Origin of the sequence: Kitasatospora griseola (assembly GCF_014648555.1) — a bacterium.
Classification (GTDB): Bacteria; Actinomycetota; Actinomycetes; order Streptomycetales; family Streptomycetaceae; genus Kitasatospora; species Kitasatospora griseola.
The window spans coordinates 77,861-99,096 of record NZ_BMRI01000006.1 but is presented as its reverse complement, the minus strand read 5'-3'; the positions used below and the strand labels follow the sequence as shown (position 1 = coordinate 99,096).

General features: G+C 73.4%; 18 protein-coding genes. 5 read left to right on the top strand and 13 right to left on the bottom strand.

Annotated elements, in window-relative coordinates; translation table 11 throughout:
• Positions 1–94: 94 nt before the first annotated feature.
• The 3 genes from IEZ12_RS10020 to IEZ12_RS10010 all read right to left on the bottom strand — a co-directional run bounded on the left by IEZ12_RS10020 (position 95) and on the right by IEZ12_RS10010 (position 2,202).
• The gene (locus IEZ12_RS10020; protein ID WP_189271681.1) at positions 95–685 is read right to left on the bottom strand and encodes a TetR/AcrR family transcriptional regulator; all 591 of its coding nucleotides are present in this window, start codon (positions 683–685) and stop codon (positions 95–97) included.
• Positions 686–741: 56 nt separating this feature from the next.
• The gene (locus IEZ12_RS10015; RefSeq protein ID WP_189271680.1) at positions 742–1,704 is read right to left on the bottom strand and encodes a quinone oxidoreductase family protein; all 963 of its coding nucleotides are present in this window, start codon (positions 1,702–1,704) and stop codon (positions 742–744) included.
• A 153-nt stretch (positions 1,705–1,857) separates the two neighbouring features.
• Complete coding sequence (locus IEZ12_RS10010) at positions 1,858–2,202, bottom strand: winged helix-turn-helix transcriptional regulator (protein WP_189271679.1); 345 nt, start codon at positions 2,200–2,202, stop codon at positions 1,858–1,860.
• Between the two features lie 98 nt (positions 2,203–2,300).
• Here IEZ12_RS10010 and IEZ12_RS10005 point away from each other — a divergent pair, with 98 nt between their 5' ends.
• Entirely contained in the window at positions 2,301–3,227 is a 927-nt protein-coding gene (locus tag IEZ12_RS10005) for an NAD(P)-dependent oxidoreductase (RefSeq protein WP_189271678.1), read from the top strand.
• On the opposite strand, the gene IEZ12_RS10000 is transcribed toward IEZ12_RS10005, so the two are convergent.
• The 3 genes from IEZ12_RS10000 to IEZ12_RS38090 all read right to left on the bottom strand — a co-directional run bounded on the left by IEZ12_RS10000 (position 3,196) and on the right by IEZ12_RS38090 (position 4,650).
• The gene (locus tag IEZ12_RS10000; RefSeq protein ID WP_373295458.1) at positions 3,196–3,513 is read right to left on the bottom strand and encodes a hypothetical protein; all 318 of its coding nucleotides are present in this window, start codon (positions 3,511–3,513) and stop codon (positions 3,196–3,198) included. The two genes, IEZ12_RS10005 and IEZ12_RS10000, sit on opposite strands and share 32 nt — an antisense overlap.
• A 244-nt stretch (positions 3,514–3,757) precedes the next feature.
• Positions 3,758–4,219 (bottom strand): hypothetical protein, encoded by a 462-nt coding sequence (locus IEZ12_RS09995; protein WP_229847388.1) that lies wholly within the window; start codon positions 4,217–4,219, stop codon positions 3,758–3,760.
• Complete coding sequence (locus IEZ12_RS38090; RefSeq protein WP_229847387.1) at positions 4,216–4,650, bottom strand: MarR family winged helix-turn-helix transcriptional regulator; 435 nt, start codon at positions 4,648–4,650, stop codon at positions 4,216–4,218. The genes IEZ12_RS09995 and IEZ12_RS38090 overlap by 4 nt, the downstream gene beginning before the upstream one ends.
• A gap of 250 nt (positions 4,651–4,900) precedes the next feature.
• Between IEZ12_RS38090 and IEZ12_RS09985 the strand changes: the two genes are divergently transcribed.
• Positions 4,901–5,353, top strand: a complete 453-nt coding sequence (locus tag IEZ12_RS09985) for an NUDIX domain-containing protein (protein ID WP_189271676.1) — start codon at positions 4,901–4,903, stop codon at positions 5,351–5,353.
• A gap of 42 nt (positions 5,354–5,395) precedes the next feature.
• On the opposite strand, the gene IEZ12_RS09980 is transcribed toward IEZ12_RS09985, so the two are convergent.
• The gene (locus tag IEZ12_RS09980; protein WP_189271675.1) at positions 5,396–8,755 is read right to left on the bottom strand and encodes a DUF4132 domain-containing protein; all 3,360 of its coding nucleotides are present in this window, start codon (positions 8,753–8,755) and stop codon (positions 5,396–5,398) included.
• Positions 8,756–8,989: 234 nt separating this feature from the next.
• On the opposite strand from IEZ12_RS09980, the gene IEZ12_RS09975 reads away from it, so the two are divergent.
• The gene (locus tag IEZ12_RS09975; protein ID WP_189271674.1) at positions 8,990–10,165 is read left to right on the top strand and encodes an alpha/beta hydrolase family protein; all 1,176 of its coding nucleotides are present in this window, start codon (positions 8,990–8,992) and stop codon (positions 10,163–10,165) included.
• 39 nt (positions 10,166–10,204) lie between these two features.
• Here IEZ12_RS09975 and IEZ12_RS09970 read toward each other — a convergent pair whose 3' ends face one another.
• From IEZ12_RS09970 to IEZ12_RS09960, 3 genes are all read right to left on the bottom strand, one after another.
• Entirely contained in the window at positions 10,205–10,981 is a 777-nt protein-coding gene (locus IEZ12_RS09970; protein WP_189271673.1) for a response regulator, read from the bottom strand.
• Positions 10,978–12,180, bottom strand: coding sequence for a sensor histidine kinase (locus IEZ12_RS09965; RefSeq protein WP_229847386.1), 1,203 nt, complete (start codon positions 12,178–12,180; stop codon positions 10,978–10,980). Before IEZ12_RS09965 ends, IEZ12_RS09970 begins: the two co-directional genes overlap by 4 nt.
• 108 nt (positions 12,181–12,288) lie before the next feature.
• Positions 12,289–13,119 (bottom strand): amidohydrolase family protein, encoded by an 831-nt coding sequence (locus IEZ12_RS09960; RefSeq protein WP_229847426.1) that lies wholly within the window; start codon positions 13,117–13,119, stop codon positions 12,289–12,291.
• Between the two features lie 509 nt (positions 13,120–13,628).
• Here IEZ12_RS09960 and IEZ12_RS09955 point away from each other — a divergent pair.
• Both IEZ12_RS09955 and IEZ12_RS09950 read left to right on the top strand, forming a co-directional pair.
• Positions 13,629–15,137, top strand: a complete 1,509-nt coding sequence (locus tag IEZ12_RS09955; RefSeq protein WP_189271671.1) for a tyrosinase family protein — start codon at positions 13,629–13,631, stop codon at positions 15,135–15,137.
• Positions 15,138–15,205: 68 nt separating this feature from the next.
• Complete coding sequence (locus IEZ12_RS09950) at positions 15,206–15,814, top strand: DUF5134 domain-containing protein (protein WP_189271670.1); 609 nt, start codon at positions 15,206–15,208, stop codon at positions 15,812–15,814.
• 40 nt (positions 15,815–15,854) lie between these two features.
• Here the strand turns inward: IEZ12_RS09950 and IEZ12_RS09945 are convergent, their stop codons facing one another.
• From IEZ12_RS09945 to IEZ12_RS09935, 3 genes are all read right to left on the bottom strand, one after another.
• Positions 15,855–16,418 (bottom strand): dihydrofolate reductase family protein, encoded by a 564-nt coding sequence (locus IEZ12_RS09945; protein WP_189271669.1) that lies wholly within the window; start codon positions 16,416–16,418, stop codon positions 15,855–15,857.
• Between the two features lie 86 nt (positions 16,419–16,504).
• Positions 16,505–20,203, bottom strand: coding sequence for a DUF4132 domain-containing protein (locus IEZ12_RS39995; protein WP_189271668.1), 3,699 nt, complete (start codon positions 20,201–20,203; stop codon positions 16,505–16,507).
• 115 nt (positions 20,204–20,318) lie between these two features.
• Positions 20,319–20,993 carry a response regulator gene (locus IEZ12_RS09935; RefSeq protein WP_189271667.1) on the bottom strand — a complete coding sequence of 225 codons (675 nt, stop codon included), beginning with the start codon at positions 20,991–20,993 and terminating at the stop codon, positions 20,319–20,321.
• Positions 20,994–21,236 lie beyond the last annotated feature (243 nt).

Below are 21,236 nucleotides of genomic sequence, written 5' to 3'. Positions count from 1 at the left end.
TCGCCCGGACGGCGTTGCCGATGGCCTCGCCGGAGACTGCCCTGGCGGGCCGACGAGGGCGGTGTCGAGAGCGGTGTCGAGGGCGGCGTCCGGCTCAGCGGGATTCGCGGAGGCGGGCCAGGGCGGTGTCGAGGGCGGCCTCCAGGTGGGTGGAGTCGCCGGTGGTCATCAGGATCAGCACGCCGCCCTGGACGCCCGCCAGTAGCGCCGCGGCCTCGCGGTCGGCGTCCAGGTGCGGGGCGATCGCCCCGTCGGACTGCATCCGGCGGATGCCGTCGGCGAGTTGGCGCTGCCACCGGGCGAGCAGTTCGCGGGCCACCGACCGGGTGGCGTCCGTGACGCCGCCGAGCTGGGCCAGGGCGGTGTGCAGCGGGCAGTCGCTGCCCTGGGTGCGGTAGCGGGCCAGGACCTTGTCGCGCCACCGGTGCCAGGCGTCCCAGGAGGTGAGCGAGCCCAGTTCGGGCTGCTGGTCCTCGATCACCCGGTCCGCCTCGTGCCGGGCCACGGCGAGCAGCAGATCGTCCTTGCCGCCGGGGAAGTAGTGGAAGAGCTGACTCTTGCTGGTCGAGGTGCGGGTCATCACGTCCTCCAGGCGCACCGCGAACACCCCGTGCTCACGGATCTGCTCGGCCGCACCGTCGACGATGCGCTGCCTGGTCGCGAGGCCCTTGCGGGTCAACGTCATGGATCCTCCAGCCGTCGACGTCGTCCGGAACCCGCCCGGACTCCGGCGCCAGTCTGTCAGGGGACGAGGACCAACTTGCCGGTGGTGCGGCGCGATTCGATGTCGGCGTGGGCCCGGGCGGCCTCGGCGAGCGGGTAGCGGCCGGTGACCCGCAGCGTCAGCTGCCCGCTCCGCACCAGGTCGAACACCTCGCCGGTCCGCCGGACCAGCGCCTCGCGGGTGGCGACGTGATGGTGCACCACCGGGTAGGTCAGCAGGATGCTGTTGGGCAGATCGGTGGGCCGCAGCGTCGGCACACCCATGAACGGCCCGTAGTACGCGTGCACGCCGTGGGTGCGCAGCGCCAGCTGGGAGGAGCGGAAGGTGTCTGCTCCGCCGCCGTCGTAGACCACGTCGGCCCCCCGTCCGCCGGTGAGTTCCCGCACCCGGTCCTCGAACCCGGCGCCGGAGTGCACCAGCACGTGGTCCGCGCCGACCTCCTCGGCCACCGCCGCCTTGTCCTCCCGGGAGACCAGCCCGATCACCGACCCGCCGCGGGCCTTCACCAGCTGGGTGAGCAACTGGCCCACCCCGCCGGCCGCCGCGTGGACCACCGCCGTGTCGCCCGGCCCGATCGGGTACGTCTCGGTGCTCAGGTGATTCGCCGTCAGACCTTGCATCAGCAGACCGCCGGCCACCTCGTCCGACACTCCGTCGGGCACCTTCACCAGCGATGTCGCCGGAACCGCCAGCAACTCGGCGTAGCTGCCCGGGTGGTAGAACCACGCCACCCGGTCGCCGACGGCGAACTCCGTCACACCCGCACCGAGAGCCGTCACGTACCCCATCCCCTCGGCCCCCAGCACCACCGGCGCCGCCCACCCCGGCCCGCCCGACGCCCGTGCACCGGTATCCATGTAGTTGACGCCCGCCGCCCCCAACCGCACCAGCACCTCCCCGGCGCCGGGCGCCGGATCCGGCAGCTCGGTCCAGCGCATGACCTCGGGGCCGCCGTGCTCCTCGATACGAATCGCATGCATGGGATGACACCTTCCTGTGGAGGCCCGCTGTTCCGGGCGCAGTCCGTACGTTAGGGAGGTGAAAATGGACCAACAAGTCCAGAAATCCCGCGTCGTCTCGCGGCTCGTCGGCCGGGCGGCCGACGTGACGTGCGCCGATCCGACCGGGCGGCCCTATGGCTGACGGGACCGGCGTTCGCGGGCCCAGGCAGCCAGTGGCTGGAGTGCGTCGTTGAGGCGGAGGCCGTCCTCGGTGAGTGAGTACTCGACGCGGGGCGGGACCTCGTCGTAGGAGACGCGGCGCACGACGCCGTCGGCCTCCAGTTCGCGGAGGTGGGAAGCCAGTACCTTCTCGGTGATCCCGGGGAGTAGTCGGCGCAACTCCCCGAAGCGGCGGCACGGTTGCTCGTGCAGTGCCCACAGGACCAGGACCTTCCACCGGCCGCCGATCACCTCCATCGCGGTGTCGATCCCGCAGACGTGTCCCTCCGCCGTGCCCGGCCGGTTCAGCGTCGCCATGCCCCCACCCCTTCCGACGTGCTCACTCACCCCGGGGTAACCACCCACTGCGAAGTGCGTACTTGATCACCTTCGGGCCGTGGACCAGCCTAATCCGCATGGCACAGAACACCATTGAGAACGACACTGCCCATGCTGCCGAGAGGACTCCCGTCGCCCTGCTGGGCCTCGGGACGATGGGCGCCGCACTGGCCCGCACCTGGCTCGCCGCCGGCCACCCGCTCACCGTCTGGAACCGCACCGCGGCGCGCGCCGAGGCCCTCGGCGGCGAGGGAGCGACGGTTGCCGGGACAGCGGCGGAGGCGGTCGCCGCGAACACCCTGATCGTGCTCTGCCTGCTGGACGACGCCTCGATAGGCGACGTCCTGGGCGAGAGCGCGACCGACACCGGGATCGACCTGACCGGCCGGGACGTGGTCAACCTGACCACCAGCACCCCCGCCCAGGCCCGCGCCCGCGCCGAGTGGGCCCGCGAGCGCGGGGCCCGCTACCTCGACGGCGGCATCATGGCCGTCCCCCCGATGGTCGGCGTCCCGCAGGCCGGTGGCTACGTCTTCTACAGCGGCTCGCAGGACCTGTTCGACCGTCACCGCGCCACCCTCGCCGTCCCCCTCGCCACCACCTACGTCGGCGAGGACGCGGGCTTCGCCGCCCTGCACGACATCGCCCTGCTCAGCGCCATGTACGGCATGCTCGCCGGCGCCGCGCACGCCTTCGCCCTGGTCCGCAAGGAGGACATCGACCCCGCCACCCTCGCCCCGCTCCTCGCCGACTGGCTCACCGCGATGGCCCCCTCCGTCCACCGCACCGCCGACCAGCTCCGCACCGGCGACTACACCACCGGCGTCGTCTCCACCCTCGCCATGCAGGTCGCCGGCACCCCGACCTTCCTCGACACCGCCGAACAGCAGGGAGTCAGCCCCGAACTCCTCACCCCCTACTTCGACCTGATGCGCCGCCGCCTGGCAGAAGAAGGCAGCGCGGACGAGGACCTCACGGGCGTGGTCGACCTCCTGCTGCGCTGACCGGCCCGACCGGCGTTCGAACTCGTCGGAGGACCGGCTTCCGGGCTGAAGGAATCCTCCAGCGTTTGAGTGCGGCCACTCCGCGTTCGACCGGGTGGCGGAGCCGGGCGTGGGCCCGGTTCGACGATCGCTGTGTGATGCCGAGTTCGAAGGTTCCGCCCGCACCGGTGTGCGCCATGTCGGCCAGGTGCGGGACGTGGAGTCGGACGCAGGACTTCACGGTGCGGTGGGTGCGGGCGTCGGTCAGGCCGTGGGCGCGCCCGGGCAGGGCGCGGGAGGTCCACACCAACCTTCCGGTCGGGCCGGTGATGATCTGGTGGTTCACCCCCGTGGCGACGGTGTTTGCCCGAACGGTCGGCACGGCCGTCGCCGATGCGGAAGCCGACCGCGATCTGCGCGGGCGTGTCGTGCTTGCGCAGGTGCACCGAGCGCGGAGGCCGGGTGGGCGGTTCCGTCGACGGGTGCTCCTCGGTGGCGTTCGCGCCGGTCACCGGGGTGGGAGAGGGGTGCGGGAACAGCCGCACCGGGACTCACCGGCCGGCTTGCTGCCAGGGAAACGGAGCGAGATCCGGTTCGACCCAGCCGGTTCTGGCCGGGTCGCCCGCCAGCGTCGACGAGCGGTAGAAGCGGGTGAGCAACTTCTTGTCGAGCAGCGCGGGGTGCTGCTCGACGAAGGCGTCGAAGTCGGCGGTGGCCGACTGCCCGGCGTGGTGGCCCACGAGTTCGACCCAGGCTCGGCTGACGGTGGCGTTGTACTTCTGCGGTACGCCCGCGTAGCGGGCGGTGCGCCGGATGCCGTCGCTGACCAGGTCGACAGCCGCACCGGTGCCGTAGCGTCGGACGGCCAGCCAGGTCAGCCGGATGTGCTGGCGGTGCCCGAACCGCTCGGCGGTCGCCATCGTCTCGCCCATCAACTCGGCGAACGGCGAGGACTCGTCCTCCGTGCTGTTCGCGCCGTGGCCGGAGTGCGGACCGGGGGTGTGCGTGGTCATGAGCCCACCTTGACCAGCGCGTCCAGAACGGCATGGAAACCGGCGACTGCTTCGGCGGGCAGGCCGTCCATCGCGCGGTTCTCGATGGCCGCCAGCGTGCGGGTGATGGCGGCGGCCGTCGCGCGGCCGGAGTCGGTCAGTTCGACGAGCACCGAGCGGCGGTCGCCGGTGCGCGTGCCGCGGGTGATGTGGCCGCGGCGCTCCAGTCGGTCCAGCACGCCGGTGAGCGTCGTCGGGCGGGTGCCGACCGCGGCCCCCAGCTGGGAGACGGTGCGGCCCCGGCCGTCGGCGAGGTTGGCCAGCGCATTGATCTCGGAGGCGGTCAGATCGAGGTCGACGAGCTCGGCGGCGATCAGCTGCAGGGTGGCGTGGGTCGCGCGCTGCAAGGCCAGCAGCGCAGACCCGCTTGATGATACGGATTCGGAATTCACGGTTTCGGATACTACGATATCGGAGTACTTGGCGGCAAAATGTTCCCGGCGTCGCCGGGCGCACCGGTCCCGCGCTCCGCCAAGTGCTCGGAGCGGAGAGCGGCACGGCGAACCCGCCCGGCCGGAGCATCGGACGTTCGAGCCGGTGGGGGCGGCGGCGCCGGTCCGCTTGGCGTCGCAGGTCCGGTGCGGGATCGTGGGTGTTTCGCGTTCGCGGCCGGTGGGCGGGACATCGACGAAGGGTGGGGCCATGAAGAAGGTCGCCGTGAAGCTCTGGCGGATCATCCGGGGGCCGATGCAGTGGCGGGTGCTGTGGGTGTGGCACGCGAAGTTCATGGTCGGGGTCACCGGGATCGTGCGTGACGACGAAGGCCGGGTGCTGCTGCTGAAGCACCGGCTGTGGCCGGAGGGACGGCAGTGGGGGCTGCCGAGCGGTTATGCGAACAAGGGGGAGAGCTTCGAGGAGACCGTCGTCCGGGAGGTTCGGGAGGAGACCGGGCTCACCGTGAAGGTGGGCGAACTCGCCTACCTGAAGAGCGGGTTCAAGCTGCGCCTCGAAGTCGCGTACGAGGCGCTGCTGGTCGGTGGACGGATCGAGGTCGAGTCGTTCGAGATCCTGGAGGCTCGGTGGTTCTCGCCGGACGACCTCCCCGAGGGGCTGCAGGAGTCGCACCGGGAACTGATCCACCGTCAGCGGTCCTGACGCGACCGGCCCACCCTCGCGTCCGAGGGTGGGCCGGTCGGGTCAGGAGGCGGTCAACTGCTCCAGTTCGGTGAGCAGTTCGGACGCGGTGACGGCATCGAGGTCGGCGAAGCGGTGCTCCTGGGCGGCACCGGCGAACCAGTCGCCCGGGCGGGTGCCCAGCCAGACTTCCTGCACGGTCTGTTCGGGGGAATGGGCCGTCACCGGGACGCTGTAGCCGGGGTCCAGGGTGACGGACAGCCATCGGCCGCCCGGCAGCGACTTCGAGAGCGAGGATTCGACGCCGTTGTCGGAGGCGCCGTTGCGCTGCCAGCCGCGCTTCACCAGGCCGAGGAGGGCGCCGACGGGGACGGTGCGGTTCTCGTGGCGGTGGAGTCGGTGGCCGGCTGCTTCGCCGGGGGTCAAAGCGCGGACGGGGCGGGCAAGTTGGGGGAACGGCTGGGTGAGTTCGCAGTCCGCGAAGAGCTCGGTCCAGCCGGGGAGGTCCTCGGCGAGGTGGAGGGGGTGGGGGAGGCGGACGCCGGCGTCGTCGGGGAGGGTGAAGGCGTGGCCGTGGAGGTCGGCGAAGGTGCGGTCCCCGGCGATGCGGAAAGCGGTTTCCGTGGTGGTCCAGACGAGGCGGCGGACGAGGTGCGAGAGCAGCGGGTGGGCGACGAGAAGGTCTCGGAACTCGGCGGCGGTCCAGGTCCGGCCGGTGAGCATCGCGGCTTCGAGGCGATGGATCTGGTCGGCGGCGAGGGCGCGGGCGTCCTTCTTCAGGGCGGTGAAACGTTTCCGTTCGGCGGGTGCGAGCTGCGGGTCGTCCGTGGCGCCGGGGGCAGGTAGATCCCTGAGGTGGCGGCCGTCCGCGGCGAGGACGAACGGGCGGAGCTGCTCGTCGAAGCCGACGGTGAAGGTGCGCGAGCCGTAGTCGACGACGGTGGTGCCATCCGCGGACAGGCCGAGGTCGGGCACCAGGCGGTCGGCGAGTTGATCGGCCGTCAGGCCCAGGTGTTCGGCGACCTCGGCGATCTTCTCGGCCGCCCGGGCCTTGAGCGCGCCGTACTTCACCCGCTGGGCCAGCAGGTGCAGTTGGCGGAGCGCGGTGTCGGTGCCGATCGCAGCGAGGACGTCCAGCCCCTCCACGGCCCGTCGGTGCGCACCCTGGCCGGGCCATTCGCGCAGGACAGCGGCCAGCCGGCAGGCGGTCCGGTCGTCGCCCCACTCGCCGAGCAGGGTGAGCGTCCAGCTGTCCGCGGCGGGCAGGCCGGCCCGTCGCCACTCCTCGAACAGTGCCCACGCGAAGGCCGGGAGGCTGTCGGGACGGCAGGCGCGGGCGACGGTGGCAAGACCCGGGTAGGGGGCGTCGGGCTTGCCCAGGGCCGCCATCACCACCACCTGACGCACCGCCGACTCCGGCAGCGCCTCCTCCGCGCCCGCCAGCAGCAGTTGCGGCAGCGCGGCGGGCTCCAGCCACTCGGGGTCCTGCGGCAGCCGTGCGGGCAGGGCGCTCTCCAGCGGGTCCACGGCCAGCATCGCGCCGATCGCCCCCGCCGACGCCGCGCCGTACCGCGCGGCGACGGCCCGCAGCAGCGCCTCGCCGTCGTCGGGCGCGGCCACCAGGCGCAGTGCCGCCTCGGCGGCCGCCCGGTCCCGGCCCGGCTTGGCGAGGGCGTCCGGGACCAGCAGCAGCGCGCCCGCCACGCCGTGCCGGGCGAACCACGAACGCGCCGTCGCCCGAACGGACTTGAGCCGGACCAGGCCGGCGGCCAGCAGCCGGGCCGCCTCGATGTCGAGCAGTGGCAGCAGCAGCGGAGACATGGTGGCCGGGCTGGAGCGGGCCGCGTGCAGGGCCATCGGCGCGGCGGCGAGGCCGTACTTGCCGAGCACCGGCCGCAGGTACTCCAGGCCCAGGTTGAAGCGGCGCGGACGCCAATCGGCCACCAGCGGGGCCAGCACCTCCACCGGGCCCTGGTGCAGCAACCGGCAGGAGTACCACAGGCCTTGGGGTTCCAGACCCTTCGCCGCCTCGGCCGCCCAGTCGGTGTCCTCGCCGTAGCTCCACCAGTCGTCGAAGTGCCGGGCGTCCGCCCAGGCCGCCTGTTCGCCTTCCCGCCAGAGCAGTTGACGTGACTCGTCGAGGGGGAGACCGGTGATCACCGCCGGCTTGCGGGCTCGGCGCGGGCGCGTCCACGGTGGGGAGGCCAGCAGTTCGGGCAGCGCGGCCGGTGCGGCGGCCGGTGCGAGCGGCTGCGCGCCGTCCAGGGAGCGGACGAACCGGGCGGTGGGGGAGTCGAGTTGGGCGAGGATCTCGGGGAGCCGGGCCGACGAGACCCGCAGGTGCCGGTCGAGGGCCTGCCGGGCGGCCTCGCCGCCGCCGTGGGCGGCCGAGGCCAACAGGCGCGCCCCGCGCACCGGGTCGCGGCGCAGCGCCTCCTGCAGGACGGGAGCGACCTGCCGGATCTCCAGGCCGGCCAGCAGCGCCCGGAACGCCTCGTCGGTACGGAACTCCAGTAGGAATTCCGCGCGTTCGCGCATCCACGGAGTGTTCTCCGACGGATCCGACACAGCGGCGAGCAGCGGAACGCACGCGTTGCCCAGGCCGTCGGCGAGGGTGGCGACGGTGGCGATCGTCCAGGCCCGCCACGTCACCGTCGGGCGGTGCCCGAGCCGATCGAGCTGGGCCCGGTTGCCGAGCGCGGCCAGCAGCAGCGTCCGGAGGACCGGGCCCGCGTGGTCGTACGTCGGCTCCTCGGCCAGGCAGTCGTCCACCCACTCGGCGACGTCCGGCAGCAGGTGGGCGGCCAGGACGCGGCGGCCGGGCGTGGTGCGCAGCGCCTCCACCGTGGCACGGGCCGCCAGGTACGCGGGCTCGTCGGCGATCGTCAGCAGGTGGCGCGCCCAGCGGACCAGGCCGTACTCGTCGGGGACGGCGTGGTAGTGCTCCCGCAGCACGTCCTGCCGGACCAGGTCCCCGAACTCCGTTGCGCTGCACCGCGTCACATCCAGCGCCAGGACGGCCGCGTGCACCGCGAACGCCAGGCCGTGCCGGGCCGTCCACGCGTCGACCAGGTCGGCCCACCGCCCGTCGCCCCACCACTCGCCGGGCGGCAGCAGCCGTGGCAGCACGGCCGCCCCCAACGGGTCGGCCGCACCGGCGAGATACGCCCGGGCGGCGGCCACCAGCTCCGGGTCGTGGGACCCGGTCGCGAGCACCCGCTCGATCGCCTCCCGATGTTCCGCGATCAGGGCGTCCTCGGCGGCGACGGCCTCGACGCCCGGCCGGTCCGCCACCGACGCGACGCGGCCGCCGCGCCGGGGCAGCACCAGCGGGCGCCACGACGCGGGCATCACGAAGTCCTCGTCGAACGGCGACTCCTCGCCACAACCGAGCTGCCGTTCAGCGGCGTTGACGTCCTGCACCGGTCCTCCTGACCCACCCGACCGGCCGGCGTCCCGAGCGGCGGCTCGGAGGCGCAGCGGGTCGGACGAACTGTTGCGGGAGACCCTAGTCAGCCGCGCCGACAGCCCGGCCCTGCTCCTGGGTGCAGGACGCGGTCCGCCCCGCGGCGGAGGCCGGATCCGTCCGGGAGCGGACCTGGCACTCCGCTCCCGAGCAGACGTCAAGTGGCCTCCGCGCAGCCTAGGTTCAAGGACATGACCAGTCTCCGCCGCGCGGCCGTGACCGCCGCGCTCGCCTTCGTCCTGCCGCTGCCGATCGTCGCTGCGGCCCCTGCATTCGCCACCGCTGCGCCGCCGTCCGCCGCGGCCCCGGCACCGGTCGGGTCCGCCGTCTCGCTGCCCCGGCCGACCGGGCCGTACGCGGTCGGGCGCGACCTGCTGCACCTCGTCGACCGGAACCGCCAGGACCCCTGGGTGCCGTCGGCGGGAGCCCGGCAGTTGATGGTGTCGATGTACTACCCGGCCCGGGCCGGGAGCGGGACGCCCGCGCCCTACATGACCACCGAGGAGGCCCGGCTGTTCCTGGCGGCGAAGGCCCCGGGATCGGGCATTCCGCCCGAGACGATGGCCGGCACGGGCACCTGGGCGCGGGCGGACGCCCGCCCGGTGGGCGGCCGGTTCCCGCTGGTGCTGCTCTCGCCCGGCTTCACGTTCCCGCGGGCCGCGTTCTCCGGCATCGCCGAGGACCTGGCCGGCCGCGGGTACGTGGTCGCGCTGATCGACCACACCTACGAGTCCACCGGCGTCACCTTCCCGGACGGCCGGACGCTCGAATGCGCCATCTGCGACCGTCCGCCGACGGGCGGTCCGGCGGCCATCGCCGAGAGCCGGGCGAAGGACGCCTCGTTCGTCATCGACCAGTTGACGTCGGAACGCTCGCCGTGGGCGCACGCCCGGCTGATCGACCGCCACCGGATCGGCATGGCCGGGCACTCGATCGGGGGTGACGCCGCCGCCGTGACGATGGCCGCCGACCGCCGGGTGCAGGCGGGGGTGAACATGGACGGCACCTTCTTCGCGCCGGTCCCGGCCACCGGCCTGGGCGGGCGGCCGTTCCTGCTGTTCGGCGCCCAGCCCGGCGAGGCTCCGGGCACGGACCCCAGCTGGGACGACGCCTGGGCCGCGCTGGACGGCTGGAAGCGCCGGCTCACCGTCGCCGGAGCCGAGCACGGCACCTTCAGCGACCTGCTGATACTCGCCCGCGCCGTGGGCATCCCCGCCAAGCCCGGAGCGATCGACCCCGTGCGCGGAGTGGAGATCACCCGGACGTACCTCGGCGCCTTCTTCGACCAGCAGTTGAAGGGGAAGCCCGAGCCGCTGTTCGACGGTCCCTCCCCGGACATGCCGGAGGTCACCGTCCAACTCCCGTAGCGCACGCGATCGGTGGCCGGTGTCCCGGTCCGGGTGAGTTCAGCCGGACGGGGACACCAGGCCCGCGTCGTAGGCGGCGATGACGAGATGGACGCGGTCGCGGGCGTCCAACTTGGCCAGCAGCCGGGCGACATGGGTCTTGGCGGTGGCGGGGGCGATGAACAGCTGCTCGGCGATCTCGGCATTGGACAGACCGCGACCGACCAGCGCCAGGACCTCGCGCTCGCGTTCGGTGACGCCCGGGAGGCGGCGCTTCGGTGCGACGGGCGCGGGCCGGGCGGTGAGGTCGGCGATCAGTCGCCGGGTGACGCTCGGGGCGATCAGGGCGTCGCCGGCTGCGACCACCCGGATCGCCGCGAGGATCTCCGCCAGCGCCATGTCCTTGACCAGGAAGCCGCTCGCACCGGCCCGCAGCGCGGCGTAGACGTTCTCGTCGTCGTCGAAGGTGGTCAGGATCAGCACCCGGGGCACCGGGCCGGCCGCGCCCGCGGTGAGCAGCCCGGTGGCCTCGATCCCGTCCGTGCCGGGCATCCGAATGTCCATCACCACGACGTCCGGGCGGACCTCGGCGGCCCGTTGGACGGCCTCGGCGCCGGTGGCCGCCTCGCCGACGAGCTCCAGACCGGGGGAGTGGCCGATCGCCATGCCCAGCCCGGCGCGCACCAACTCCTGGTCGTCGGCGAGCAGCACCCGGATCGCCGAGCCGACGCCGTCGGCCGCTGCGCGGTCACCGGGCGTCCGGTCGGCGGCGGTTCGGGCAGTGGCGGTTCGGTCAACGGCCGTTCGGGCGGCGGCAGTTCGGTCGGTGGCCGTCATGCGGGAAGCCTCGCGGCGACCCGGAAGCCGCCCTCGGGGCGGGAGCCGGCACTGAAGCGGCCGTTCAGCAGGGCGACCCGCTCGCGCATCCCGGCGATGCCGTACCCGGTGCCGCCGGTGCCGCCGGTGCGGCGGTCGGGCGCGCGGCCGTGGCCCTCGTCGATCACGTCGATGGCCAACTCCTCCTCGTGGTAGGCGATGTGCACCTCGCAGCGGTCGGCGCCGGCGTGCCGGAGCACGTTGGTGACCGACTCCTGGACGATCCGGAAGGCGGCCAGGTCGATCTCGGGCGGCAGCGGGCGCGCCCGCCCCCGCCACTGTACGTCGACCTCGACGCCGGCTTGCGCCATCGTCGCCGTCAGCCGCTCGACGGCCTCAAGTCCGGCGAGCGGCACGGCGATCGAGGGATCGTCGGCGCCGGTCTCGGCGTGCCGCAGCGAGACGAGCATCCGGCGCAGACCGGCCAGCGTCTCCCGGCTGGTGGCGTCGATGGCGTCCAGCGCCCGGCGGGCCCCGGCCGGCTCCACGTCGAGCACCATGCTCGCCGCACCGGCCTGGATCGCGATCACGCCGATGCTGTGCGCCACCACGTCGTGCAACTCCCGGGCGATCCGCAGCCGTTCGACCGTGATCGCCTGACGGGCGGCGTACGCGCGCAGGTCGCTGCTGTAACGGCGTTGCTGGTGGACCGAGTTGCCGATCGCCCATGGAATCGCGATGCCGGCGGCGAACGCCACGGCGCTGCTCACGATGTCACCGGTCGTCACCGCGCCGCGCTTCGTTATCGCCAAATCGACCAGCCAGAAGGCGAATTCGGCGAGGCCGGCGGGAATGGAGACCCGACCCGGGCGGACCGCCGCGAGGTAGCCGATCAGAACGTCCATCGCCATGAACAGCGGCCAGGTCCGCTCACCGAGCAGCAGGACGACCGCCGCCTCGGCCAGCAGCACCCCGAACACCTGCGTCGGCCACCGCCTGGCCCAGCAGACCGGCAGCGCGAGCACCACGGCCAGGGCCGCCCGCAGGGCGAGGCCCGTCACGGAGGGCGGGTGCCGGAGTCCGAGCGGCGGGGCCAGCTCGAACGTCGTCGACATGAAGAGCAGCAGGGCCAACTGCCCGGCGGCGCACCAGGCCAGTGCCGTCCAGACCCCCGACGGCAGTCGCCTCAGCCACGGCGCGCGCGGCACGTCCCGATCCATGCGGCGATGGTAGTGATCTCCGCCGCCGCCGGGCGTCCGCCCGTGGGCGGACACCCGCAGGCGGACGGCGGTGCCGGGGTGCGGACGGCGGCGCCGGGGTGCGGGCGGTCAGCAGCCGAACAGCTTCGCGGCGTTGTGGTGGCAGACCGCGCGCAGCCAGTCGGATCCGAGGTCCAGCCGTTCCAGGGACCGGAGTTGATGCAGGTACGGGTAGGGGATGTTCGGGAAGTCGGTGCCGAGCAGGATGCGGTCGCCGAGGTCGGCGAGCCGGGGCAGCGCCTGCCGGGGGAAGGGCATGAAGCTCTCGGTGAAGTCGGTGAACGCCATGGTGGTGTCGAGGTGCACCTGCGGGTACCGCTCGGCCAGGTCCAGGAACTCGTCGTACTCGGGCATGCCCAAGTGGGCGACGATCAGCCGCAGTCGGGGGTGCCGGGCGAGCACCCGGGCGGCGGACTCGGGCCCGGTGAACCGGCCGGGCGCCGGCCCGGAACCGCAGTGCATCACCACCGGGACGCCCGCCTCCGCCAACATCCCCCACGCCGAGTGCAGTTGCTCGTCCGCCGGGTCGTAGTCGCCGACCTGCACATGGGCCTTGAACACCCGGGCGCCCGCGTCGAGCGCCGCCCGGACGTACTCCCCGGTGTCCGGCTCGGGGTACAGCGTGGCCGTGTGCAGGCAGTCCGGCGTGCGGCGGGCGAAGTCGACGGCCCAGTCGTTCAGCCACCGCGCCATGCCCGGCTTGTGCGGGTAGAGCATCGAGGTGAACGCCAGGACGCCGAAGTCCCGCAGCACGGCGGTGCGTTCGGCCTCCTCGGTGCGGTAGGTGATCGGCCAGGCCAGTCCGCCGACCAGCGGCCCGTTGGCGTCGAAGTACTCCCACACCTTGCGCAGCACCCGCTCCGGCATGAAGTGGGTGTGCACGTCGATCAGCCCGGGCAGCCCGAGCCCGCCCCAGAACCGGCGAACCTCGTCCGCCTCCGCGCGGAACCCCTCGCCCGGCGTCTCGGGGAACCCCTCGCCCGGCGTCTCGGGGAACTCCTCGCCGGACTCCTCGTTCGGGGGCTCGACACTGTGCGGCCGGCGGGGTGAACTCACCTGAACTGCCTCTCTCCTCTGGACGTGCGGACCGTGCGAAACGCGCGAAACCGGATCAGCGTATGCCGCCCCCGGTTCCCGCCCGCGCCCGCCCTCCCCTCCCGGCTCCCGCCCCCGCCCCGCCGGCCCTCCGCTCCCGCTCCGTCGGCGGGCGTTCCTCCGTCCGGCCGCGCCCTGAGCGGCCCAGCCTGCCTGGCAGGCGGCCGCGCACGCTCCGACCATGGACCCTGTGCGTCGATCGCGCAGCCACCTCCTTGAGTGCTCGGCCACCCGGAGCGACTGATGCGACCGCCCCGACGGCTGCACCGCGCAGCCGGCCTCGTCACTCCCGTTCGGAGCCCAGCGGAGGAAGCATGACCACGACCCCAGGAAACCCGACCCCCGACCAGGTCGTCGCAGCGCCCACCTATCTGGCGGACATCCGCTTCTACTTCCGGCCCGAGGACGTCTCCCACATGGCCGTCAAGGGGATCGAGCTCGGAACCTACGACGGGGTGAAGAGGAACGCGCTCGCCATCCTCGCGCAGACCTCCTCGCCGAACCCGCAGATGCCCCCGGACCAGGCCGGGCAGTGGAGCGCCGAACGCTCCCAGACGTTCAAGAACTGGATCGTCAACGGCATGCCGCTCGGTACGGCGACGGGCGGCGGGCCCACGGGGGGCGGACCGGCCCCGACCAGGCTGCGCAAGGACGTCACCACACTGACCGACGCCGAGTTCACGCTGCTGAAGACCGCGTTCAGCGGCCTGATGGCCCGCGACCCGTCGGCGGCGGACAGCTACTTCGTGCTGGCCGGGCAGCACGGTCTCCCGCAGAGCTGGTGCCTGCACCACGAGGACCGGTTCAACCCCTGGCACCGTCAGTACCTGATCGAGTTCGAGGACGCGCTGCGGTCCGTCCCGGGCTGCGAGACGGTGACGCTCCCCTACTGGGACATCACGACCGCCCTGCCGGACCGGCTCCAGCACCCGCCGCTCGACCAGTACGTCCTGCCGGCCGACCCCGGTGCCACCGCGACGCCGCAGCCCGTCACCGGGTACTTCCCGTACACGACCCAGCGCTTCTCCGTCGCGACCATCACCCAGAACGTGCAGGACTTCGGGGTGCTGGACGACATCACCACCTCGTTGACCCAGTCGCTCTGGGGCGCGTACAACGTGAACGGGTACCAGGACTTCTCGATCCAGGCCCACGACGGCGGCCACGGCTCGATCGGGCCGACGATGGCCGACCAGAACGTCGCGTCGTTCGACCCGGTGTTCTGGTTCTTCCACTGCAACATCGACCGCCTCTGGCTGAGCTGGCAGACCCGCGCCCAGGCGACCACGCTGACCGGCTTCCGGTCCACCCTGGGGACCGACACCGGCTGGCTCACCGCGCCGTTCAACGCCCTGCCGCCGTTCACCACGACGGCCGACCAGACGATCGAGACCACCGTCTCGTACGACCGGCTGGACGTCCCCGCCCCCGGCCCCGCGGAGAGCGTCATGGAGAACCTGACCGGAAGCACCGACGCCGCCAGCCCCTTCGCGTTCCGCAGCGCCGACCCGGTGTCGGTGCGGGTGAAGGGAATCGACCGGCTGAACATCCCGGGGTCGTTCTTCGTGACGCTGCTCGCCGACGGCGAGCCGGTCGCGAAGCGCTACTTCTTCCAGCCGAAGACCCCGCGGAAGTGCCCGACCTGCGTGAAGCACGGCATCATCAACCTCGACTTCCGGATGCCGCAGGAACAACTCCAGGACCGGAAGCTGTCCGTCCGCATCGACGTGCCCGGGCACCCCGCGGAGATCGGCACCGCGTTCCCGCTCGCGCAGGCCGGCAGCCCGACTGTCAACGCGCGGCTGCTGGTGCAGGACGCGTAGCCCGGTGGCGGTGGCGCGGCTGGTGCCGGGTTCGGTGGCGGTGGCGCGGCCGCGGAAGGGAGGTTCCGGTGCGAGAACCCGTGATCGCCACCGCCCTGCTGATCGCACTGACCGGCTGGTGCGTGCTGCACGGCGTGTCCGGCATCGCGGGCGGCCGATGCGCGGACCGCCGACTGGAGGCGGCCGAGATCGTGATGGCGCTCGCGGTGGTCGCGATGATGGCACCGGCGTTCGACCCCCTGCCGCAGGGCCTGTGGGCGGCCCTGCTCGCCGCGTCCGCGGCCTGGCCGGCCCGCCGACGCCCGGCCCGCGCCGGGCGTCACCACGACGGCGATCCGGCGTCGCCCGGGGCCCGGGCGCACTACGCCCACCACGTCGTCGGCGCGTCCGCGATGGCCGCCCTGGCCGTGGCGCCGAAGCACCGCCACACCGGCGGCAGCGGTGTCCACGAGGCCGTCCACGCCGCGGTGCCGGCCTGGACGCTGTTCCTGCTGGCCGCGTACTTCCTGGCGTACGCCGCCGTCGGAGTCGCCTCGCTCCTGCTGCCCCGCCCGACCACGGGCCGGTATCCGGCCCTTGACCGCGGACCCGGGCCGCCCGCCCCGCTCCGACTGGTCTCGGCCCGGCGCACGGTGATGGCCATCGGCATGTTCTACATGCTGGTCGGCATGAGCTGACCCTGGTTGCCGGGCGGCGGCGGCCCGACCGCCCAGGGATTCAACGCAGCACGCGGTACCGGAGGTTGACGACCTTCGAGGGGAAGGTGCGGGTCTCGACGAGGTCCAGATCCACCCGGTGCCCGTCCCGCGGGAAGAACGGGGTGCCGCCGCCGACCAGCACCGGGTGGACCCTGGCGCGGTACTCGTCGATCAGGCCCGACTCGGCCGCCTGCACGGCGAGCGTCGGGCCGCCGATCGCGATCTCGCCCGGCCCCGGCTCGGCCCGCCACCGCGCGATCTCCTCGGCCAAGCCCCCGGTGGCCAGGCGGGCGTTGCCCCGGACCGACGACAAGGTGGTGGAGAAGACCACCTTGGGGAGCGCATTCCAGAGCGCGGCCCACTCCCGCCTCGGGGCGTCGAGCGACGGATCCCGACCGGCGGTCTCCCAGTACAGCATCGTCTCGTACAGCCGCCGTCCGAGCAGGTAGACGGCGACCCCGCGAATCTCGTCGGTGACGAAGCGGAACAGCTCCTCGTCGGGCGCCGTCCAGCCGAACTCGCCGTCCGGCCCGGCGACATAGCCGTCGAGCGAGACGCCCATCGAGCAGATCACGCTGCGCATCGGAAGCCCTCCTCGGTGCCGCCTCCCACCGTACGGCCGGTCCGACCGCCGGACCGGGAGGCTCGTCGCGGTCCCCGGAGGGGTTCTCAGTCGGCCGTCAGTTCCTCCAGGTCGGCGAGGAGTTCGGAGGCGGTGACGGCGTCCAGGTCCGCGAACCGCTCGCGGTACTCGCGGCTCGCCCGGTAGTCGTACGCCCGGGTGTCCACGAACACCACGCGGAAGGTCTGCTCGGCGAACTCGGCCACCGCGCCCACGTAGATGCCCGGGTCGAGGTCGAGCACCAGGTGCCGGCCGTCCGGCAGCGGCTTGTGGAACCAGCGCTCCACCCCCGCGTCCTCGGGCGTGCCGCGCTGCCAGCCGCGCTTGGTCAGGCCCAGCAGCCGGCCCACCGGAACCTTCGCCCCCTCGAAGCGGTGCAGCCGGTGCCCGGCCGCCTCCTCGGCCGTCAACGCGACCACCGGACGGGCCAGCTGACGGAACGGCTGGCGGAGCTCGTGGCGGGCGAACAGCTCGGTCCAGCCGGCCAGGTCGGCACCGAGGTGCAGCGGGTGGGCGAGCCGGACCACGGCGTCCTCGGGCAGCGTGAACGCCGCGTCGTGGACGTCGGTGAAGGTGCGGTCCCCGGTGACGCGGAAAGCGGTTTCCGCAGTCGTCCAGACGAGCCGTCGGACCAGGTGCCGGAGCAGCGGGTGGTCGACCAGCAGAGTGCGGAACTCGGCCGCCGTCCAGGTCCGCCCGGCGAGCATCGCGGCCTCCAGGCGGTTCAGTTGGTCGGCCGCCAGCGTCCGGACGTCCTTCTTCAGCGCGGCGAAGCGCTTGCGCTCGACCGGCGCGAGCTGCGGGTCGTCGGCGGCGCCGGGCGCGGGCAGATCCGTGCGGCGCTTGCCGGCCGCGTCCAGCACGAACGGACGCAGCTGCTCGTCGAACCCGACCGTGAACGTCCGCGCTCCGTAGTCGACGACCGTCGTGCCGTTCGCGTCCAGCCCCAGGTCCGGCACCAGCCGGTCGCCGAGCTGATCGGCCGTCAGGCCGAGCGCCTCGGCGATCTCGGTGACCTTCTCCTGCGCCCGCGACTTCAGCGCCTTGAACTTCACCCGCTGCGCGATGCCGTGCAACTGCAGCAGCGCGACGTCGCTGCCGATCGCCGCCAGCACGTCCAGGCCCTCCACCGCCCGGTGGTGCGCACCCGCGCCCGGCCACTCGCGCAGCACCGGCGCCAGCCGGCGCGCCGTCCCGTCGTCGCCCCACTCGCCCAGCACGTACAGCGCCCAACTGTCCGCCGCCGGCATTCCCGCCTGCCGCCACTCCTCGAACAGCGTCCAGGCGAACGCGGCCGCGGACTCCGGCCGGAGCAGTTCCGCCACCAGCGGCAGCCCCGGATACGGGTCGCGCAGCTTCGACAGCGTCATCATGGTCACCACCTGGCGCACCGCCGACCGCGGCAGCGCCTCGCCCGAGCGCAGCACCAGCTGCGGCAGCGCACCGAGCAGCAGCCAGTCCGGGAACTCCGGCATCCGCGCGGGCAGCGCGTTGACCAGCGGGTCCGCGCTCAGCGCCTCCGCGACCACGGCCGCCACTGCCTCGCCGTAACGTTCCTGCACCGCCGCGAGCAGCGCGTCCGCGCCCTGCTCCGCCGCGACCAGCCGCAGCGCGCTCTCCGCGGCCGACCGCGCCCGGCCCGCCCTGCCGACCGCGTTCGGCACCACCAGCAGCGCACCCGCCAGACCGTGCCGGACGAACCACGAACGGGCCGTCGCCCGGTGCGACTTGAGCCGGACCAGGGCATCCGCCATCACCGCCGCCACGGTGGCGTCACGGAACGGCAGCAGCAGCGGCACCACGTGGCCCGGCTGGGCAGCCGCCCCTTCGCGCAGCAGCGGCAGCGCGGCCAGACCGAACCTGGCCACCACCGGGCGCAGCGACTCCGCCGCGTTCCAGTACTCGCCGGGCCGCCAGCCCGCCAGATACCGGCCCACGATCTCCTCGGGGCCGTGCGCGAGCAGCTCCGCGCCGTACCAGAGGCTGCCGGCCTCCGTCAGGCGGCTCCTCGCCTCGGCGGCCCAGTCGAAGCCCGGACCGAAGGACGACCACGGGGCCGACCTGCCCTCCTGCCACTGCTCCGACTCGCCGTCCTTCCACAGCAGTTGGGCGGTTTCGTCGGCGGTGATCCCGGCCAGCACCTTCGGCTTGCGGACGGGACGCGGACGGGCCCACGGCGGCGAGGTCAGCAGCTCCGGCAGCGCGCCCGTCCCGGCCTCCGGCAGCTGCTGCCGCGTGACGTCCAGCGCGGCGACGAACTCGGCGGTGTCGGCGTCGAGTCGGGCGAGGACGGCGGGCAACTGCGGCCGGAGCGCGCCGACCTGACTGACCAGCAGCTGCCGTGCGCTCGCCGCCTCCGGGCCGGTGTGCTGCCGGACGAACTCCGCCAACAGTCGTACCGCGCGCACCGGGTAGCGACGCATCGCGTGCAGCAGACCGGGCCGGACGTGCCGGACGGCGATCCGGTCGAGCAGCAGCCGGAACGCCTCGTCGCCGGGGAACTCGGCGATCTGGAGCGCGAGTTGACGGACCTTGTCGTGGTCGTACTGGGTGTCCAGGGCGCGCTCGAACAGCGGCGCGCACGCGGCGCCCACCGCGTCGGCCAGCGTGGGCAGTTGGCTCGGCGGCCAGTCCATCCAGGAGCGGAGCGGGTACTGCGCGATCCGCGCGACCTGCTCCGCCGTGCCGATCGCGTGCACCAGCTGGGCGTACGAAACCTCGCTGACCTTCCCGAACGTCGGCAGCTCGGCCAGGCACTCGTCCACCCAGCCCGGCGCCTCCGGGGCCAGGAAGGCGGTCGCCGCCCGGCGATCCCGCCGAGTCCGGATCGCCGTCAACTCGGCCAGCGCGGAACGGTATTCGGGCTCGTCGGCGAGCGCCAGCGCCTGCCGCACCCCCTGCGCCAGCACGAATCCGAACTCCGCCCCGCGCAGCTCCCGGCGGCCCGACCCCTCCGAGATCAGCCCGATCCGGTGGTGGTTCGGCCGGGCGCAACCCGAGTCGAACTCGAAGGACGCCACCGCGGCGCGGGCCGCGAAACCCAGCCCGAACCGGGCGATCCAGGAGTCCAGGACCTGCTGGATCCCGCCCTTCTGCCAGGTCTCGCGCAGCATCGCCGCGATCGCCGCCGCGCCGATCGGGTCCGGCATCCCGCGCAGGTACGCGCGGGCGGCCCGCACCAGGTACCGCTCGGAGTTGGGGTCGTCGAGCACCCGCTCGATCCAGGTCTCGTTCTTGGCGATCCGCAGCGACTCCAACTCCCCGGCCGCCGCCGCGTCCACCGGCGGCCGGGCCGGCCCCGCGGGCACCCCGCCACCGCGGCGCGGCACCACCAGCGGGTACCAGGACTCCGGCAGCACAAAGGCGTCCTCGTCCGGCAGTTCGGCGAACTCGGCGTCCTGGACGGTGTCTTCGGGCGCGTCCTCGCGGGCGCCTTCGAAGGGCTGCGCGAGCTCTCCAACGGCCGGCGAGCCCGGGCCGGCCTGGGCGCCTGCTGCAGTGGCAGTGACAGTGACCGGGGCTGCCGTCGCAGCGGCGGCAACTCCCGTCTCCCGGTAGCCCTTGCGCTCCTTCTCGGCGATTTGCTTCGCCAGGTGCGCCTCGGCGGCGGCCGGGTCCGCGAGCTCCTTGACCTGGACGCGTCCCGCGGTGCCGATCCGGCCGTAGCGGACCTGCACGGATGCGCCGTCGGCCCCCGCCTCCCAGAACTTCGCCGAACCGTCCCCGACCAGTTCCCAGCGCCGCACTGTTCCTCCAGACAACCGATGGCTTCCGGGCGGCCGCCACGGTCGGCCGGCCACCCGGGGGAACCCTAACGAGCGGCCCCGACACCACCGGCCCCGGAACGGGACCGTCCCGCGATCAGGCGCCGCGCCCGGAGGAGTGCGCGCCCAGCGTCTGGGTGGCGATCACCGCGGCCTGCACCCGGCGCTCGACGCCGAGCTTGGCCAGCAGCCGGGAGATGTGGTTCTTGACGGTTTTCTCGGCGAGGAACACCCGCTCGCCGATCTGCCGGTTGGTCAGGCCCTCGCCGATCAGGGCGAGGATCTCCCGCTCCCGCTCGGTCAGGTTGGGGAAGTCGGGGGCGGGCGCGGGGGCCTCGCCGCGCAGGCGGGCCATCAGCCGGGTCGCCGCGCCCGGGTCGAGCATGGACTGACCGGAGGCGACGGTGCGGATCGCGGTGACCAGGTCGGTGCCGCTGATCTGCTTCAGCACGTAGCCGGCCGCGCCCGCCATGATCGAGTCGAGCAGCGCCTCCTCGTCGTCGAACGAGGTGAGCATCAGGCAGGCGAGTTGCGGCATCCGTGAACGCAACTCCCGGCACACCGAGACGCCGTCGCCGTCGGGCAGCCGCATGTCGAGCACCGCGACGTCCGGGCGCAGCGCCGGCACCCGGGCCAGCGCCTGTTCGACGGTGCCGGCCTCGCCGACCACGTCCAGGTCGGGCTCGGAGTCCAGCAGGTCGTGCACCCCGCGGCGGACCACCTCGTGGTCGTCCAGCAGGAACACCCTGATCGGTGCCGAACCCTCGGACATGGCAGCAACTCTCCTCGCGCAATCGCGGACGTCCGGACCGACGTCCGGACGCAGACACCCTGCAGTCTGCCAAACGCTACCCGCAGGCCGACAGGGCCCTCCGCCTCCGACCGTCCCCGGACCGGGGCCGGTCGGCCCTTGACAGCCATCGTCCGGACGTTCTCGAACGATGGCGGCTCCGTCCGGCAGGTCGACGGGAGGAGCCGTCGGGCCCGCACCGCTTCGGGCCCGACCGGCCGGGCA

Bases quoted from the DNA above. Each gene is read 5' to 3' on its own strand.
- IEZ12_RS10020 (WP_189271681.1), bottom strand. From the start codon at position 685: ATGACGTTGACCCGCAAGGGCCTCGCGACCAGGCAGCGCATCGTCGAC.
- IEZ12_RS10015 (WP_189271680.1), bottom strand. From the start codon at position 1,704: ATGCATGCGATTCGTATCGAGGAGCACGGCGGCCCCGAGGTCATGCGC.
- IEZ12_RS10010 (WP_189271679.1), bottom strand. From the start codon at position 2,202: ATGGCGACGCTGAACCGGCCGGGCACGGCGGAGGGACACGTCTGCGGG.
- IEZ12_RS10005 (WP_189271678.1), top strand. From the start codon at position 2,301: ATGGCACAGAACACCATTGAGAACGACACTGCCCATGCTGCCGAGAGG.
- IEZ12_RS09995 (WP_229847388.1), bottom strand. From the start codon at position 4,219: ATGACCACGCACACCCCCGGTCCGCACTCCGGCCACGGCGCGAACAGC.
- IEZ12_RS09985 (WP_189271676.1), top strand. From the start codon at position 4,901: ATGAAGAAGGTCGCCGTGAAGCTCTGGCGGATCATCCGGGGGCCGATG.
- IEZ12_RS09975 (WP_189271674.1), top strand. From the start codon at position 8,990: ATGACCAGTCTCCGCCGCGCGGCCGTGACCGCCGCGCTCGCCTTCGTC.
- IEZ12_RS09970 (WP_189271673.1), bottom strand. From the start codon at position 10,981: ATGACGGCCACCGACCGAACTGCCGCCGCCCGAACGGCCGTTGACCGA.
- IEZ12_RS09965 (WP_229847386.1), bottom strand. From the start codon at position 12,180: ATGGATCGGGACGTGCCGCGCGCGCCGTGGCTGAGGCGACTGCCGTCG.
- IEZ12_RS09955 (WP_189271671.1), top strand. From the start codon at position 13,629: ATGACCACGACCCCAGGAAACCCGACCCCCGACCAGGTCGTCGCAGCG.
- IEZ12_RS09945 (WP_189271669.1), bottom strand. From the start codon at position 16,418: ATGCGCAGCGTGATCTGCTCGATGGGCGTCTCGCTCGACGGCTATGTC.
- IEZ12_RS09935 (WP_189271667.1), bottom strand. From the start codon at position 20,993: ATGTCCGAGGGTTCGGCACCGATCAGGGTGTTCCTGCTGGACGACCAC.